This window comes from Suilimivivens sp., assembly GCF_037359455.1.
Lineage (GTDB): Bacteria > Bacillota > Clostridia > Lachnospirales > Lachnospiraceae > Suilimivivens > Suilimivivens aceti.
Map to the genome: position 1 here is coordinate 48,116 of NZ_JAXXXI010000009.1, position 16,053 is coordinate 64,168.

A 16,053-nucleotide genomic window follows, 5' to 3' on the forward strand; every position below is an offset into this window, starting at 1 on the left:
TTTATTTAAAGGTCTTCTTGAACTCCTCAAGGGCTTTCACAAGCTTCTGCTCTGTTTCCTCGGAAATAACCTGCTCTGCTGCGATCGCAGAAGGTACTTCTGGGAACTTGGTATCCAGGAACTCAAAGAACTCAGTTTCAAATCTGGTAATATCCTCTGTGGGAACATCCAGCAGATACTTCTTGGTTACCGCATAAATGATGATAACCTGATACTGTACCGGCATGGGATTGTACTGAGGCTGCTTTAATACTTCCTTGATCCTTTCACCCTGTGCAAGCTTCTCTCTGGTATCTGCATCCAGTTCGGATCCGAACTGTGCAAAGGATGCCAGCTCTCTGTACTGTGCAAGCTCCACACGGATAGGGGCTGCGATCTTCTTCATTGCCTTGATCTGTGCTGCACCACCTACACGGGATACAGAAAGACCTGCATTTACTGCAGGACGGAAACCGGAATTGAACATTTCTGTTTCCAGATAGATCTGTCCGTCAGTAATGGAAATAACGTTGGTAGGAATATATGCAGAAACATCTCCTGCCTGTGTCTCAATGATCGGAAGTGCTGTCAGGGATCCTCCGCCGTACTCATCACTCATACGCGCTGCTCTTTCAAGCAGTCTGGAATGCAGATAGAATACGTCACCAGGATATGCCTCACGGCCCGGCGGTCTCTTAAGAAGCAGGGAGAGCGTACGGTATGCAGCCGCATGCTTGGTTAAGTCGTCATAAACAACCAGTACGTCTTCTCCGTTCTCCATCCACTCTTCACCGATCGCACAGCCTGAATAGGGAGCAATGTACTGGAGTGGTGCCAGCTCACTTGCTGTCGCTGCAACAACGGTTGTATAGGCAAGGGCACCTGCATCCTCCAGTGTCTTAACGATCGTTGCTACGGTAGAAGCCTTCTGGCCGATCGCTACATAAATACACTTTACGCCCTGTCCCTTCTGGTTAATAATTGTATCGATGGCAATAGCCGTCTTTCCTGTCTGTCTATCACCAATGATCAGCTCTCTCTGACCTCTTCCGATGGGAACCATGGAATCGATTGCCTTAATACCCGTCTGAAGAGGGGTATCTACTGATTTTCTTGTGATGACGCCGGATGCTACTCTTTCGATCTTACGGTATCTGTCTGTCTGAATGGGTCCCTTGCCGTCAATCGGCTGTCCAAGGGCATTCACAACACGGCCCAGCATGCAGTCACCTACGGGAACCTCAACCACTCTTCCGGTGGTCTTTACAGTGTCACCTTCGCTGATGTTTCTCTGGCTTCCCAGAAGTACAACACCGACATTGTCTTCCTCAAGGTTGAGAACCATGCCGTATACTTCTCCGGGGAACTCAAGAAGCTCTCCCTGCATTGCATTTTCAAGACCATGCACACGTGCGATACCATCGGCTACCTGAATGACAGTGCCGACATCTGATACTTCAAGTTCCGATGCATATCGTTTGATCTGCTCTTTGATCACGGAACTGATTTCTTCCGGTCTTAAATTCATGTATCTTACGCACCTTTCTTCATATTTTACTGCTTACTTTCTGATGATTTCAAAAGCTGCCTGCGCATCTCGTAAAGTTTCGTACGGATACTGCTGTCCACAACTCTGTCGCCGATCCGGATGATCACTCCGCCGATCAGCTCTTCTTCCACCTGGAAATGCATTTCCATCTTCTTAAAGGCGGTGGTGGCAAGAAGTTTTTGTTCTACTTCTTTCTGCTTTGCTTCATTAAGAGGAACTGCTGTTGTCACATAGGCGATACCGATACCCTTCTTTTTCTTGATCTCCAGAATGATGTAATCAAGAATGGCATCAATTTCCTTGTATCTGTCCTTTGTCACAATGATACGGAGAAAGCCCGTCAGTTCATCGGAAAGCTCTCCCTTGAATACACGGTCGAGCACCGCAAGCTTATCCTCCTTCAGGATCTTCGGATGATTCATTAATTTCTCAAAATCCGGGTTCTCCTTAAGAATCTTTTTCAGAGCCATGATCTCCTCAAGGAGGCTGTCCTCTCTGCCTTCCTCTACTGCCAGTTCAAACAAAGCTTCACCATATGTTTTTGAAACTAGCTTTGCCATGTGCTCTCACCTATTTCCTTTAATGTTTCATTGACAAGACTCTCCTGCACGGTAGTATCGATTGATGCCTTTACTACCTTGCCTGCGATCATGGATGCCAGTACGACCATCTCACGTTTCATATCATCAGCCGCCTTTTCCTTTTCAAGGGCAGCTTCCACTTTCGCTCTTTCAATGATCCTGGAAGCTTCTTCCTTGGCATCTGCCACGATCCTGTTTTCATTGGCGAGTGCACGTTTTCTTGCATCGCTTAAGATCTCTTCCGCTTCCTTGTCCACGTTTTTCAGCTTTTCTTCATATTCTGCCTTCAGCGCTGCTGCGTCTTCCTTATCCTTCGCTGCATCATCCAGCTCTCCCTTGATCTTAGCCTGTCTCTTGGCCATCATGTCTCTGACCGGATTGAACAGCAGATAAGATGCGATCAGGAACAGCACAAACACTGCCACGATCATCAGTGCGGAATCTGCAAGCAGCTGTAAGTCAAGGTCAAATACTCTGGGTTCCATCTGTGAGCCTCCTTTCTTTTATTTTACGCAAGGCTCTTATTTTACCAGAGGCTGCACGAATAACAGGATGATTGCGATCAGCAGACCATAAAGACCTGTTGTCTCGGCAACCGCCTGTCCAAGAAGCATGGTAGAAGTAATATCAGATTTTGCTCCGGGATTTCTTCCTACTGCTGCAGCTGCATGTCCTGCTGCGATACCCTGTCCTACACCAGGTCCGATACCTGCGATAACTGCAAGTCCCGCACCAATTGCTGAACATCCTAAGATAAAATTACTATTAAATTCCATTCCTTGTTTCCTCCTTAAGGTTATACATGTTTAATTAATACCGTTTTTAAGGTTCTCCGTCGCCGCATGCATCTGCGATGTAAGTCATCGTCAGCATACAGAATACATAGGTCTGAATCGCACCGGAGAAAATATCAAAGTACACGTGCAGTGCGGCCGGCCAGATCAGTGCGATCTTGCCAAGCAGCGTATAGATCAGTGCCATGATGGCTGTACCCGACAGGATATTGGCGAACAGACGCAGTGATAATGAAATCGGAACCGCCAGATTACCGATGATATTGATTGGCGCCCAGATCGGCCATGGATCGCATAAGCCCTTCAGTACACCAGAAAGCTTCTGATATTTCAGCTCGTTAAACCGGATCAGTGTAAAGGTCATCAGCGCCAGTGCAAAGGTTACACCATAGTCTGCTGTAGGTGGTCTGAGACCAAACAGTCCTGATATATTACTCAGGAAAATAAAGAAGAATAATGTTCCAATATAATTCCTGAACCTGACTGCCTGTTTTCCCATAACACCGCTGACCATGCCATCCAGCTTCTCCACTAACAGTTCCACTACATTCTGGAAACCGCCAGGCACCTCAGTCGCATGTTTCAGCATCCGGTTTGCTGCAATACAGAAACCGATGATGATCAGCATGACGATCAAAGCACACACATGTGTGGTAGTGATCCAGAGCGTCTGTCCAAACAGCTGATAGGAAAATACGCCATGTATCATGAAATCAACGTCTGCACCCTGCGATAGCAGAGTTCCATACCCCATATTCTCACCTCCTTGTTTCCTGTTCATCCACAGGATTCTCTGTTATGATATCAGGAAGGATCTCCTCCCCATAAACTGCTCTGCTGATCTTCTTCGTAACTGGCTGCAGATAGGCTGATACCTTCAGCCCCATCACACCAATAAATGCCGTCAGAAGATTGCCTGCAGATGTAACAGCACAGATAACCAGAACAAGAGCTACAACCGCCATTCTCAGCATACTCTGTCTGCCAAGATAACCTGCTGCCCCTTTCTCCGTAAGAGAAAGTCCCTTATCCAGGCTGTACCACATATGAAAAGCACATAAACATGCCGTCAGGATCCCGATCCACAGACCTCTGCTCCATTCCCCTCTCTGTGGGAAAAAGGCGATCACTACCTGACAGGCCAGTGCAAACAGAAGGATCCCCGTTTCCAGTTCGAACAATGTCCGGTTTACTTTCAGAAGCCATTCCTTCATCCTACTTCTCTCCTGCTTTTCCTTTCCGTTCTTTCCTGGATCTCGATCTGCCCCGATGAAGATATGCTTCTTCATCGCTTTGCTTTTCAAAGATCTTTCTGGAAAAACGGTAAATATTCCAAAAGCCTGCTACCGCACCTACAAAAAACAGGATAATGACCAGAAAGGAGGTGCCAAGCCATCTGTCAAGAACGCCTCCTGCAAAGGAACATGCTCCTACCGGAACCAATATATTGATACCGAACTGGCCAATCATAGCCAGTGCCTGAAAAACGGTCCGATTATACTTCAAATGCCTCTTCCTTCCACATGTCTGTTCCTGAAAACCGACCTTTTCATACATTTATTAATTATACCCAGTTTTACATCTTATGTCTAGGTAAAAGTTGACTTTCTGCACTAAAGGGCAGTTGACTTTTGGCACATATAAGAGTACTATTTTGAAAAATACATTTCCATAAAATATTTTTAAAATAATCCAAATTTTTCATAAAAAGGAGGAGTCTCATGACATATCCCGCACTGTACAGAAGACGCTTGATCCCCGATGAATGTATTCTCCTGAAGGACGATATTGTTCTGGAATGGAATGAAGACAGGATCGTAACCTCATGGAAGGCCCTCCATCCCAAAAAGGATCTCCATCACGGAAGCTCCTGTTACTTCCTGAAGGAAGGCTTCAAGGTAAGTGAATTTCTCGCTGAAGACGGCAGTCTCCTTTACTGGTACTGCGATATTGTCTCCTATGACTTTGATAAAACACAGAATACCATGATCGTTACGGATCTTCTGGCTGATGTCATCATTTATCCGGATGGCTTCGTCAAGGTTGTGGATCTGGACGAGCTTGTGACCGCTTTGGAATGCAGATCTCTTTCTCTGGATACCCTGAAAGCATCCCTTCGTCAGCTTGACAAGCTGCTTCATATTATTTATGGCGGACAGCTGAACACCTTAACTTACTATATTACACAGTACCACTGAAATGATCCTGATGATATGTGTATGAAATTCTGCACGCACATATTGTCAGGATCATCTTTTTACCTGATATTTTTTTATCAATAGAAGATGTGTCCGCCGATCTGTGTTCCTGTCAGTCCTTCTATCGGCGTACGGAAAAACAGACAGTCTCCTACTGTAGTCGCACCACCCATAGCCTCATCAGCTGCTTTATAGCAGGCAGCTGTTGCGTGGTTTTCTGCGAGGGCAAGGGCGAGACGCCCACTAGCCACCGGTGAGAACTGTTTATTCTGATAGATGACACCCACTACCGTGTCCGGAAATACTGCACTCTTCACACGGTTGATCACGACCGCTCCGACAGCCACCTGTCCGGCATAAGGCTGATTACCCGCTTCACAGTAGATCAGATTAGCCAGAAGATATCTGTCTCCCTCTGCAAAGGTGATCTCCGAAATATCTCTCCACCTGCTCTGTGCTGCCAGAAGGGACAATCTTCTTTCTTCTTCCAGTTGTTTCTGCAGCTCCGCAATGTTATTGTTCTGCTCTGCAAGCTGCTGCTCATAGGCAAGCATTTCCTTCTCTGCTTCCGATACCAGATGCTGATTTGCAGAAATCGCCCCGGAGGTCTGGCTTACAAGACCGGACACCTTACTCTGCTCTGCCTCTACCTTTACCTTCAGATCATCCAGATCTTCCTTTTCCTGCAGAAGAGTAGCTTCCTTATCCTCTACTGCTGCCCTTGTTTCCTGAAATTCTGTCAGCTTCTTTCTGTCATAGGCAGAAAGCTGTTCAAAATAATCATTCCGGTTCAGCAGATCTGCGAAATCAGCTGACCCGAACAAGACCTCCAGCATTACATAATCTCTCTTTTCATACATGAACTGGATACGTTTTTTCATGGCTGCATACTGATCAGCTTCGATCTGTTTCGCTTCCTCGAGCTCAGCCTGTGTCTGTGTGATCTCTTCTTCTTTTTGAGTGATCCTGTTCTCGAGATCAGCCAGATTATTGCTGACCTCTTCAAGATCTTCATTCAATCCGCTAAGCTGCTGCTGCAATCCCGCAACCGTACCCTGAAGAGATGAAATTTCCTCCTTGGTATCTCCAATAGCTTCTTCCGTCTTTTTCTTCTCTTCCTTGGCCTCATTTAACTTCTGTTCTGTTTCTTTGATTCCGGCATAAGCAGTCGTATGTCCAGAAACTGCAAGCAGCGCAGTTGCTGTCAATACGGCGACTACCTGCCTGCCTGCTCCCTTCATCCGTTTCACCGCATTGCTTTCTGTTCTTTATTTGGTACCGAAAATCCTGTCACCCGCATCTCCAAGACCGGGTACGATATACCCGTGGTCATTGAGCTTCTCATCCAGGGAGCCGATATACATATCTACATCCGGATGTGCTTCCTGCATGGCCTTTACACCTTCTGGTGCAGCAATAATGCAAAGGAAACGGATATTCTTACAGCCTCTCTCCTTCAGCATCTGGATTGCGGCAATAGAGGAGCCGCCTGTAGCCAGCATGGGATCAACTACAAATACCTCTCTCTCTGCACAGTCAGCAGGAAGCTTGCAGTAATACTCTACGGGCTTTAAGGTTTTGGGATCTCTGTAAAGACCGATATGTCCGATCTTTGCCGCAGGGATCAGTGTCAGCATACCATCTACCATGCCAAGTCCTGCTCTCAGGATTGGAACGATCGCCATTTTCTTACCCTTCAGTTCCTTAACTGTTGTCTCACAGATAGGTGTCTGGATCTTCACATCAGAAAGCTGAAGATCTCTGGTTGCTTCATAGCAGATCAGAGTTGCGATCTCGCTGATCGTTTCACGAAAGCTCTTGGTACCTGTGTCTGTTCTCCTGATATAACCAATTTTGTGCTGGATCAGCGGATGATCCATGATGACTGTTCTTGCCATTTTTCTACCTCCGTACCTTCTTTTACATTTTATTTTCTTCTATATCTGTCAGTCTTTTGATGTTTCTTCGGCTGCCATTTCCAGTTTTCTGATCCTTCTTGCATGTTTTTCCTCGCCCGAAAAAGGAGTATCAAGAAAAGTATCCACTATTTCCACGGCAAGATTTACACCTGTATTCCCCTCGCCAAGAGCCAGCATATTGGCATCATTGTGAAGTCTTGTCATTTTAGCAAGATAGGAATTGGTGCACAGTGCACAGCGGATCCCCTTCACTTTATTGGCTGCAATGGAAATTCCGATTCCTGTAGTACAGACAACGATCCCCTTTTCACAGCTTCCGTCTGCCACTGCCCTGGCTGCTGCCTGTCCAAAATCCGGATAATCACAGGATGACTTGTCATAACATCCAAAATCCTTTACTTCCAGTCCTCTCTCCTGCAGATGTGCGATTATTTTCATTTTCAGGTCGTATCCACCATGATCACTGCCTATTGCTATCATTTCTTTTCCTCCTGTCTGTTTTCTATACCTGTATCACCTGATGACCTGCCGCCTTCAGCAGCCGGTTCATGATTGCCTGTCCGATCCCTGCTGTCTCAAAAGACTCTGTGAACATCACTTCTACGTTATCATCATCGAACTCTCTGAGTATCCGGAACAGATGCCTTGCAATCACCTCTTCATCCCGCCTGCTGCCGACACTCTTGATATCATCTCCATGATAACGGGCGACTGTCTCATCCGTAGCGATCACACCCGTTTTTCTGCCTTCTTTCTGAAGGGCAGAAATCCTCTCATTAATATAGGAAACTACACGCTCCGGCTCTCCCTCCACGATAGAAAGATTTCCCTTCGGTGCATAATGTCTGTATTTCATGCCAGGTGCTTTCGGTGCCTGACGGGAATTGGCATCCAGGATCGTCCTGTCCACATCCACAAGTCCCAGTGTCTCCGTGAGCATATCCTGTGTCACATACCCGGGCCGCAGTATCGTCGGTACCTCCCCCGTCAGATCAATGATCGTAGATTCCAGTCCGATATTTACTTCACCCCCGTCTATGATCATGTCCACAAGACCATCCAGATCCTCGATCACATATCTGGCAACCGTTGGGCTTGGTCTTCCTGACCGGTTGGCACTTGGTGCTGCAATATAGCCACCTGCTGCATCGATCATTGCCCTTGCTGTCTTATGAGAAGGCATCCGGACAGCCACTGTATCAAGTCCCCCCGTTGTTGCAAGGGGTACAGCACTTGATTTATGGAAGATCATGGTCAGTGGTCCCGGCCAGTATCTCTCTGCCAGCTTTCTTGCTGCCGGCGGAATCTCTGTCACGATCTTCTTAAGTGCCTCCATGTTCGTAATATGCACGATCAACGGATTGTCGGAAGGTCTTCCTTTGGCAGCATAGATCAGTCTGGATGAATTTTCATTCAGGGCATCCCCACCAAGACCATATACTGTTTCTGTAGGAAATGCCACAAGGCCACCCCGTTTCAGGATTTCTCCCGCCCTGGCAATTGCCTCCTGATCAATCTGTTCTTCGTCTATCTTTACAATCTCTGTCTTCATGTATATTTCCTTCTTACTAATCCTCTTCACTCTATCACATTTCAGGCCGTTTGACCAGTACCGATATACTTCATGATTCCCATATGAATACGCCATGCGACCCTCTCCTGGTACTCTTGTGTCACCAGTTTTTCCGCTTCTTCCGCATTCGACAGGAAGCCACACTCTGCGATCACGATGGGTTTTGCCGTCTTTTTCAGAAGATAATAGCTGTCATTGCCTTTTTCCAGCCTTCTGTTATCGGGCTGGAGCACCTGGAATTCCTTCTGGATCATAGACGCAAGCATTCTGCTTCTTTCACTGGTCGCATAATAAAAGACCTGTGCCCCCTTTACGCTTTCCTGCTGATAGCTGTTCTGATGGATACTTACCACAAGTACCGGATCCGCTTCCTCGATAATTGCGATCCGGCGCTTCATATCCTGCACCTTTTTGTTGGAAACGTTTTCGTCATACAGTCCCCCATCTGTTTCCCTGGTCATCACCACCCGGATATCCTCTGCTTCCAGAAATGCTTTCAGCTTCTCTGCGATCTGCAGATTGACATCCTTTTCAAGTGCCTGGTTGATTCCCACCTTGCCAGGATCTGAGCCGCCATGTCCTGCATCCACTACCACACAGTACTTTGCCATTTTTCTGTTTTTTTTCCACACACCCTTCTCATCCTGCTCTTCCACCCAGGAGCTGCCACTGTTCTGTGATCCCTTTTGGACGCTGTCCCCATATGTCTGCACCCTTATGGAAGACACATAGCTTCCAGCCCTTCCTGCTGTCAGAAACATGGAAAACAAAAGGATCCCTGTCATCACAAGCCGTAATATTCTGTTCTGGTTCTCTGTCATATTTCCAAACCATACCGCTCTTTTCCTAATATAAATATGAAAAAACAGCCGCCGGTATTCCCGGTGGCTGCTCCTTCTGCCCACATCTTTTCCTGCCTCAGAGAATCTGCTTTTCTCTTGCAGACTCTCTGTCATTTTCCTTTCATCTCTTCTGATATTCAGTGTTTATTTGTCCAGATACTCTCCGATCACATCCCAGATCTCCGGCTTTTCAAATCCGAGTCTCCACTCAGCCACGCCGCCGATTCCATAATTCTCCATAACATTCAGTTTGACCTTGATGGAATCTGCATCTTCCAGCCATACCTGATATCTGGAATCTCCACTGGTATACTCTCCATAATTCTGACAGGTAGTTTCATCCCACTCTGCTGTAATACCATGATTGCTGATAAACTGTTCAGCAGTCACCATATCCACTGCCTGGCTGCTGATCCCGTCTCCGGTCGTCTCCCAGATCCTTGTATAGAACGGGATCGCATTGATCACCTTCTCTGCCGGCACTTCCTTGACTGTCTGCGCTATACCGTCCTCCACATAATCAATAGATGCCACACTGCCGGCTTCCTTGCTGCCGGCATAATGCTCATCATACCCCATAACGATCACATAATCCGCTACGATCCCTTGCTCTTTACGGTCATAATAATCATTAAAATCTCTTGGTACATAGTTATCAACAGACAGAACCTTTCCATTCTTTCTGCATGCTGCCGAAAGCTCCCTGATAAATTCCACGAAGTGCTCTCCGCAGTCCATGCTGAGCTGTTCGAAATCCACATTGATCCCATCAATTCCATAAGTAATAAGATCATTCATCAGACTGTCGATCAGCTTCTGTCTTGTTGTGGTGGATGACAGGATCTCATACATACTGATACTGTCCTTGTATTCAATATTTTCAATAAGTGCCCATACCTCAAGTCCCCTGTCGTGAGCCTTCTGCACATAGTCTGCACTGGCAAAGCTGGTATAGCCGCCTTCATTATCACAGAGCTTAAACCATGTCGGTGAAATCACGTTCAGATTCCCTGCGTTCGCTGTAACACTGTTAAAGGTATCATTTCCTCCTGCACTGGCAACAACATGCCAGCCGAGGTTGATCTTGTGATCCCTTGTCAGACTGGTATATTCCGGTTCCTGATAATCAGTGACCGGGATCGGCTGTTCACTCCGGATGCCGGTCAGTCTCTTATTCTCCACATAGCCGATCACTGAGTCTGCCGTTTTCACCTTGCTCCAGGTTTCCATCTGTTCCAGAACGGATACCTGGTCTCCCTTCTGTACATCAGTAAGGATCTCACTCTTAACGCCGCCCTTCACTCTGACCTGCGTATTTTTGCTGATGGATGCCACCTCGTAAGATGGCCATTCCGTTGTAAGCTGGATCCTGTAGGGATCCGTGAAAAGCTGGTAGGAAAAATTTGTATACTGTTTTATATAATCAAGCGCCACATAAAGGGTATCTCCCTCCCATATAGCTGCCGTATAGCCAAGTTCTTCACTTCCCTGTGCTGTCTCCTTCACACTGCTGCCGATACTGTTTCTTACAATATCCTCCGGCAGGGTATAAAGCAGCAGCCCTTCTCCCCCATCCACATAAAATCTGTCATTCAGATATTTATGGATCGTTGCTATATCAAGATAACAGATGTCGTCTGATATCCTGGCCTTTTCTTCCACGATCTCATCCTGCAGCACAATTGCTGCCTCCTGTGAACCGGTAATGCCATAGTAGGCGTTCAGGTCTGCCCTTTCCTTAGAATAAGAATATTTCTCCAGAATTCTGCTTCCAAAAGTCACGCCGCCTATGATTATAATAAGGACGATTGCGATTACTATGGGAATGATTTTTTTCTTCATGCCGCCTTTCCTCCAATCGCCCTATATTATAACAAACATTACTCTTACCGTCATTACAATTTTTGACTTTTTTTGCGGCTCAGAGATAAGTACATTTTCATCAGATTACCGCTTACCTGCATCCTTTCTGCCAGCATCTGTTATGCAGACATTTTACTTGTCCGCCGGATACAGGGGGCTGCCTGTCCTGACAGTCCGGTATGCAGATAAAGCAGTAACAGGAGGCTTATTTAAGAGAAATCCTGTCATATCTGATTTCTGTTATCTTTCCATTCTGATCAGTCACATAGTCAGGCATATACATGCTGTCCTCCATCACACAGTTCTGCTCAATGGATTCCAGTGATGCCGGAACGCCGTCCAGATAGAGCCTGACCCCTGTTTCCTCCCATTTTTTAAGGTTCTCATACAGAACCTGCGAAGACGTTTCATTTCGTTCTTCCATAAAGGATCCCTCCGCTTAGCTTCCAGACCATTCTTCCTGCAGATTGCTCCAAAAGGTTTTGTGGTATGTTGCTTCCACCCGGGAAATTTAATCTGAAAGCTGATTATAGTTTTTCATTTTCTGACGATAATAATAATGCTTTTGCAGAGATGCCGGATATGTATCAAACCAATACCGATTAGCGAAATTTCAGTGAATTATAACAGTGATCATCTGTTGGGGAAATATTCGCGACAGGCCTTGCACGAATGATAAGCCTGTAAGACATCTTCTCTTCCGGCTAAATAAACTGGAATGACATTCCGCCGGGAATCATATAAAAAATGAGAAGATTAGATTTTGCTTTGAAAATTAAATATAAACTCTACCATGCCTCCTTCTGATACAGGATTTATCCGGAAGCACCTCATATGCGCATTGTATCTCCCCATACTTTTTTGTACAAGATATTATGTGCGTTGTTAATATTTTTTTTATTCTTTTTTTCTAAATTACGTGTTGCAGAAGTGGATTTATAAAATTTTTTTAAACTCGGTATGCTCCTATTGACTTAGATTCATGCAAAGTATAAAGTATAGATACATTAAGTTTATTGTCACCAAATTGCAGGATAACAGTATCTTAATAGTAAGGATGTGATAAATATGAAAATCGAAAAAGTAAACGACCACCAGATTCGCTGTACCCTGACCAGAGAAGATCTGGCAGACAGAGAACTCAAGCTCAGCGAACTCGCCTATGGCACTGAAAAGGCAAAGGATCTGTTCCGCGATATGATGCAGCAGGCATCATTTGAATTTGGGTTTGAAGCGGATGATATTCCTTTAATGATAGAGGCTATTCCCCTTAGTTCCGAATGTATCGTTCTGATCATCACCAAAGTGGAGGATCCGGAAGAGCTTGATACACGTTTTTCCAAGTTTGCCCCTTCCGTCCATGAAGATGCGGATGCAGCAGATACTGCAGAAGCTCTTGCTGAAAGCGCAGATGATGTGCTGGATCTGTTCCGCCGGGTACAGGGAAAGCAGTCAGATACTGCCGGTGAAAAGTCATCTTCTGATACCGGTACGAAAGAGCCTCTCCAGGATACCAGCAGCAAGATCCGTTCCATTAAGGAAGCTCTTCAGAAAAAACTGGCTGAGAATTCATCCATGGAGCTGACAAGACTTTATCTTTTCCATTCCCTGGATGAGGTTTTACGTCTTTCCCATGTCCTTTCAGGCTGCTATCATGGTGAAAACTCCCTGTATCGTCAGGAAGATGGCACCTACATTCTGGTTCTGTCCAAAAATGGACACACACCGGTGGAATTCAACAAAATATGCAATATTCTTTCCGAATACAGCAGTGCGGCCAAATCTGTTCCCGCCTCCGAGTCGTATCTGGAAGAGCACTATGAACCCGTCATCAAGAATGACGCCCTGCAATCGTTATCCTGCATGTAAACAGTGCAATCACAAAAGTCCTGCCATATGACAGACTTTTCTGTATATCAGAATATGAAAAGCCCTTCGGAGAAATCATATGTAATGATTTCCGGAGGGCTTTACTTTCCTATCTGATCATATCGGGATCCCGCTCCTACAGAGCTGCGATCCTGGTCATAAGGTCTTCAATATCCATTCCATGAACCATAGCTGCTTCCTCAAGGCTTTCTGCCTGTGCGGAGGGGCATCCAAGGCAATGCATGCCTGCTTCCATCAGAATAGGGGCAACTGCCGGATTCGTTCTTAAGATCTCGCCAATCGTCATGTCCTTTGTGATCTGTGCCATTTCCATACCTCCTTTTTATTCGCTGTCTGTTCAGTATAATACTTTCCTTTTCTTCTTTCAAGTATACGCTTTATTTTTCGTCTGATTTTACGTCTGTCGAATTCGTGTACAAAACCATGTACATTGCGCAAAACGGTTGACACTGACCCTTGCCTGGTAGTACACTTTTATCGTAAAGAACAGCATGGAATCAGTATAAATTCTGACTTCCCTGTTGATAATATTATTGTTTTACCGAGAAGGAGGTAAATTTTCATGGCAGAAGCATGGAGAGGCTTTAAAAAAGATGGCCATTGGGATGTAGACGTTAATGTACGTAACTTCATCCAGACCAACTACACTCCCTATGATGGGGATGAGAGCTTCCTGGAGGGTTCTACCGAAGCAACAGATAAGCTTTGGGGCAGACTGCAGGAGTTACAGAAGGAAGAGCGTGAGCACAACGGCGTTCTTGAATGCGAGACAGAGGTTGTATCCAGTCTGACCGCTTATGGCCCTGGATATATCGATGAGTCTATGAAGGATCTTGAGCAGATCGTTGGTCTGCAGACAGACAAGCCTTTAAAGAGAGCATTTATGCCTTATGGTGGTATCAAGATGGCTGAGGAAGCAGCAAGCACCTATGGCTATCAGGTAAACGAGAAGTTCCACAAGATCTTCAATGATTACCACAAGACACACAACCAGGCAGTATTTGATGCTTATACAGACGAGATGAAGGTTGCTCGTCATACACATATCGTTACAGGTCTTCCTGATACTTACGGACGTGGACGTATCGTAGGTGACTACAGAAGAGTTGCTCTGTATGGTATCGATTTCCTGATCCAGAAGAAGATGGATGACAAGAAGAACTGCGGTAACGGTACTATGGATGAGGAAACCATCCGTTTAAGAGAAGAAATCGCTGACCAGATCAAGGCTCTGAAGGGCATGAAGGAAATGGCTAAGATCTATGGCTATGATATTTCAGGTCCTGCTACCAATGCCAAGGAAGCTATACAGTGGTTATACTTCGGATACCTTGCAGCAATCAAGACACAGAACGGTGCAGCAATGTCCGTAGGACGTATCTCCACCTTCCTTGATATCTATATCAACAGAGACCTTGCTGAGGGTACTCTGACAGAGAAGGAAGCTCAGGAACTGATCGACCATATGACCATGAAGTTCCGTATGGTTAAGTTCGCCCGTATTCCTTCTTACAACCAGCTCTTCTCCGGTGACCCTGTATGGGCTACTCTTGAAGTTGCTGGTATCGGAATGGATGGCCGTCATATGGTTACAAAGAACGACTATCGTTTCCTTCATACTCTTGAAAACATGGGCCCAAGTCCTGAACCGAACCTGACAGTTCTGTACTCAAGCGCTCTTCCTGAGAACTTCAAGAAGTATGCAGCTAAGATTTCCGTTAACACATCTTCCATCCAGTATGAGAACGATGATGTTATGAAGCCTATCTGGGGCGATGACTACAGCATCTGCTGCTGTGTATCCGCTACACAGACTGGTAAGGAGATCCAGTTCTTTGGTGCTCGTGCTAACCTTGCTAAATGTCTCCTTTACGCTATCAATGGTGGTAAGGATGAGAAGCATCTTGATAAAGAAGGCAAGCATATGCAGTGCGGTCCTGAAATCGCACCTATTACTTCCGAGTACCTTGATTTCGATGAAGTTATGCACAAATATGATATCATGCTTGACTGGTGTGCAGCTCTGTATGTTAACATTCTGAACCTGATCCACTATATGCATGATAAGTATTATTACGAAGCAGCAGAGATGGCTCTGATTGATACTGACGTAAGAAGAACATTCGCTACCGGTATTGCAGGACTTTCTCATGTAGCAGACTCTCTGTCCGCTATCAAGTATGCTAAGGTTAAAGTTATCCGTGATGACCAGGGCTGCGCTGTTGACTTCAAGACAGAAGGCGAGTTCCCTAAGTATGGTAATGATGATCCAAGAGCTGATGAGTTCGCTGTATGGCTTCTTAAGACCTTCATGGAGAAGATCAAGAAGAACAAGACCTACAGAAATTCTGAGCCTACAACATCTATCCTGACCATTACTTCCAACGTTGTTTATGGTAAGGCAACCGGTGCACTTCCTGATGGAAGAGCTGCTTACACACCTTTTGCTCCTGGTGCTTCACCGTCTTACGGTGCAGAGCAGTGTGGACTTCTTGCTTCCCTGAACTCTGTTGCTAAGCTTCCTTATGAGTATGCTCTGGATGGTATTTCCAATACACAGACTATGGCTCCTTCAGCACTTGGCCATGATCTTAACGAGCAGAAGAATACTCTGGTTAGCGTTCTTGATGGTTACTTCGATCGTGGAGCTCATCACCTCAACGTTAACGTATTTGGTACCGAGAAGCTGTTAGATGCACAGGCACATCCTGAGAAGCCTGAGTACGCAAACTTCACCATCCGTGTATCTGGTTATGCTGTTAAGTTTATCAGCCTGACCAAGGAACAGCAGGATGATGTTATTGCAAGAACCTGCCATAAGAGCCTTTAATCTTTAGCAGGTTTACAGCAAAGACAAATACAGGG

At 45.8% G+C, this 16,053-nt stretch carries 18 protein-coding genes; 3 read left to right on the forward strand and 15 right to left on the reverse strand.

What is annotated here, in order from left to right; genetic code table 11:
- Nucleotide 1 precedes the first annotated feature (1 nt).
- Genes atpA through WJQ40_RS01525 form a run of 7 tightly spaced genes read right to left on the reverse strand, consistent with a single transcriptional unit; the run spans nt 2 to nt 4,409 of the window.
- Complete coding sequence (atpA, locus tag WJQ40_RS01495) at nt 2-1,507, reverse strand: F0F1 ATP synthase subunit alpha (RefSeq protein ID WP_262574792.1); 1,506 nt, start codon at nt 1,505-1,507, stop codon at nt 2-4.
- A 26-nt stretch (nt 1,508-1,533) separates the two neighbouring features.
- The gene (gene atpH, locus WJQ40_RS01500; RefSeq protein ID WP_118797964.1) at nt 1,534-2,088 is read right to left on the reverse strand and encodes an ATP synthase F1 subunit delta; all 555 of its coding nucleotides are present in this window, start codon (nt 2,086-2,088) and stop codon (nt 1,534-1,536) included.
- On the reverse strand, nt 2,076-2,594 hold the full coding sequence (gene atpF / locus WJQ40_RS01505) for a F0F1 ATP synthase subunit B (protein ID WP_118797963.1): 519 nt from the start codon (nt 2,592-2,594) through the stop codon (nt 2,076-2,078). The genes atpH and atpF overlap by 13 nt, the downstream gene beginning before the upstream one ends.
- A gap of 36 nt (nt 2,595-2,630) precedes the next feature.
- Nucleotides 2,631-2,885 carry an ATP synthase F0 subunit C gene (gene atpE, locus WJQ40_RS01510; protein WP_118797962.1) on the reverse strand — a complete coding sequence of 85 codons (255 nt, stop codon included), beginning with the start codon at nt 2,883-2,885 and terminating at the stop codon, nt 2,631-2,633.
- Nucleotides 2,886-2,931: 46 nt separating this feature from the next.
- Nucleotides 2,932-3,657, reverse strand: coding sequence for a F0F1 ATP synthase subunit A (gene atpB, locus WJQ40_RS01515; RefSeq protein ID WP_337537681.1), 726 nt, complete (start codon nt 3,655-3,657; stop codon nt 2,932-2,934).
- Nucleotides 3,658-3,661: 4 nt separating this feature from the next.
- Entirely contained in the window at nt 3,662-4,117 is a 456-nt protein-coding gene (locus WJQ40_RS01520; RefSeq protein ID WP_118797960.1) for a hypothetical protein, read from the reverse strand.
- 1 nt (nt 4,118) lies between these two features.
- Entirely contained in the window at nt 4,119-4,409 is a 291-nt protein-coding gene (locus tag WJQ40_RS01525) for an AtpZ/AtpI family protein (protein ID WP_262574788.1), read from the reverse strand.
- Between the two features lie 215 nt (nt 4,410-4,624).
- Here WJQ40_RS01525 and WJQ40_RS01530 point away from each other — a divergent pair, with 215 nt between their 5' ends.
- Nucleotides 4,625-5,101, forward strand: coding sequence for a DUF402 domain-containing protein (locus WJQ40_RS01530; RefSeq protein ID WP_118797958.1), 477 nt, complete (start codon nt 4,625-4,627; stop codon nt 5,099-5,101).
- Between the two features lie 77 nt (nt 5,102-5,178).
- Here WJQ40_RS01530 and WJQ40_RS01535 read toward each other — a convergent pair whose 3' ends face one another.
- From WJQ40_RS01535 to WJQ40_RS01565, 7 genes are all read right to left on the reverse strand, one after another.
- The gene (locus WJQ40_RS01535) at nt 5,179-6,342 is read right to left on the reverse strand and encodes a cell wall hydrolase (RefSeq protein WP_262575007.1); all 1,164 of its coding nucleotides are present in this window, start codon (nt 6,340-6,342) and stop codon (nt 5,179-5,181) included.
- Between the two features lie 27 nt (nt 6,343-6,369).
- Entirely contained in the window at nt 6,370-6,999 is a 630-nt protein-coding gene (gene upp, locus WJQ40_RS01540; protein ID WP_118797956.1) for a uracil phosphoribosyltransferase, read from the reverse strand.
- A 48-nt stretch (nt 7,000-7,047) separates the two neighbouring features.
- Nucleotides 7,048-7,500, reverse strand: a complete 453-nt coding sequence (rpiB, locus tag WJQ40_RS01545) for a ribose 5-phosphate isomerase B (RefSeq protein WP_262574786.1) — start codon at nt 7,498-7,500, stop codon at nt 7,048-7,050.
- 22 nt (nt 7,501-7,522) lie between these two features.
- Nucleotides 7,523-8,572: an L-threonylcarbamoyladenylate synthase gene (locus WJQ40_RS01550; RefSeq protein WP_118797954.1), complete on the reverse strand. Its 1,050-nt coding sequence runs from the start codon at nt 8,570-8,572 to the stop codon at nt 7,523-7,525.
- A gap of 41 nt (nt 8,573-8,613) precedes the next feature.
- The gene (locus tag WJQ40_RS01555) at nt 8,614-9,549 is read right to left on the reverse strand and encodes an N-acetylmuramoyl-L-alanine amidase (RefSeq protein WP_262574781.1); all 936 of its coding nucleotides are present in this window, start codon (nt 9,547-9,549) and stop codon (nt 8,614-8,616) included.
- A 30-nt stretch (nt 9,550-9,579) separates the two neighbouring features.
- Nucleotides 9,580-11,277, reverse strand: coding sequence for a glycosyl hydrolase family 18 protein (locus WJQ40_RS01560; RefSeq protein ID WP_337537682.1), 1,698 nt, complete (start codon nt 11,275-11,277; stop codon nt 9,580-9,582).
- A gap of 226 nt (nt 11,278-11,503) precedes the next feature.
- The gene (locus tag WJQ40_RS01565) at nt 11,504-11,722 is read right to left on the reverse strand and encodes a hypothetical protein (protein WP_337537683.1); all 219 of its coding nucleotides are present in this window, start codon (nt 11,720-11,722) and stop codon (nt 11,504-11,506) included.
- Between the two features lie 644 nt (nt 11,723-12,366).
- Here WJQ40_RS01565 and WJQ40_RS01570 point away from each other — a divergent pair.
- Nucleotides 12,367-13,167 carry an adaptor protein MecA gene (locus WJQ40_RS01570; RefSeq protein ID WP_262574777.1) on the forward strand — a complete coding sequence of 267 codons (801 nt, stop codon included), beginning with the start codon at nt 12,367-12,369 and terminating at the stop codon, nt 13,165-13,167.
- A 136-nt stretch (nt 13,168-13,303) separates the two neighbouring features.
- Here WJQ40_RS01570 and WJQ40_RS01575 read toward each other — a convergent pair whose 3' ends face one another.
- On the reverse strand, nt 13,304-13,495 hold the full coding sequence (locus WJQ40_RS01575) for a DUF1858 domain-containing protein (RefSeq protein ID WP_118797950.1): 192 nt from the start codon (nt 13,493-13,495) through the stop codon (nt 13,304-13,306).
- 255 nt (nt 13,496-13,750) lie between these two features.
- Here WJQ40_RS01575 and pflB point away from each other — a divergent pair, with 255 nt between their 5' ends.
- Nucleotides 13,751-16,018 (forward strand): formate C-acetyltransferase, encoded by a 2,268-nt coding sequence (gene pflB, locus WJQ40_RS01580; RefSeq protein ID WP_262574775.1) that lies wholly within the window; start codon nt 13,751-13,753, stop codon nt 16,016-16,018.
- Nucleotides 16,019-16,053: the final 35 nt, after the last annotated feature.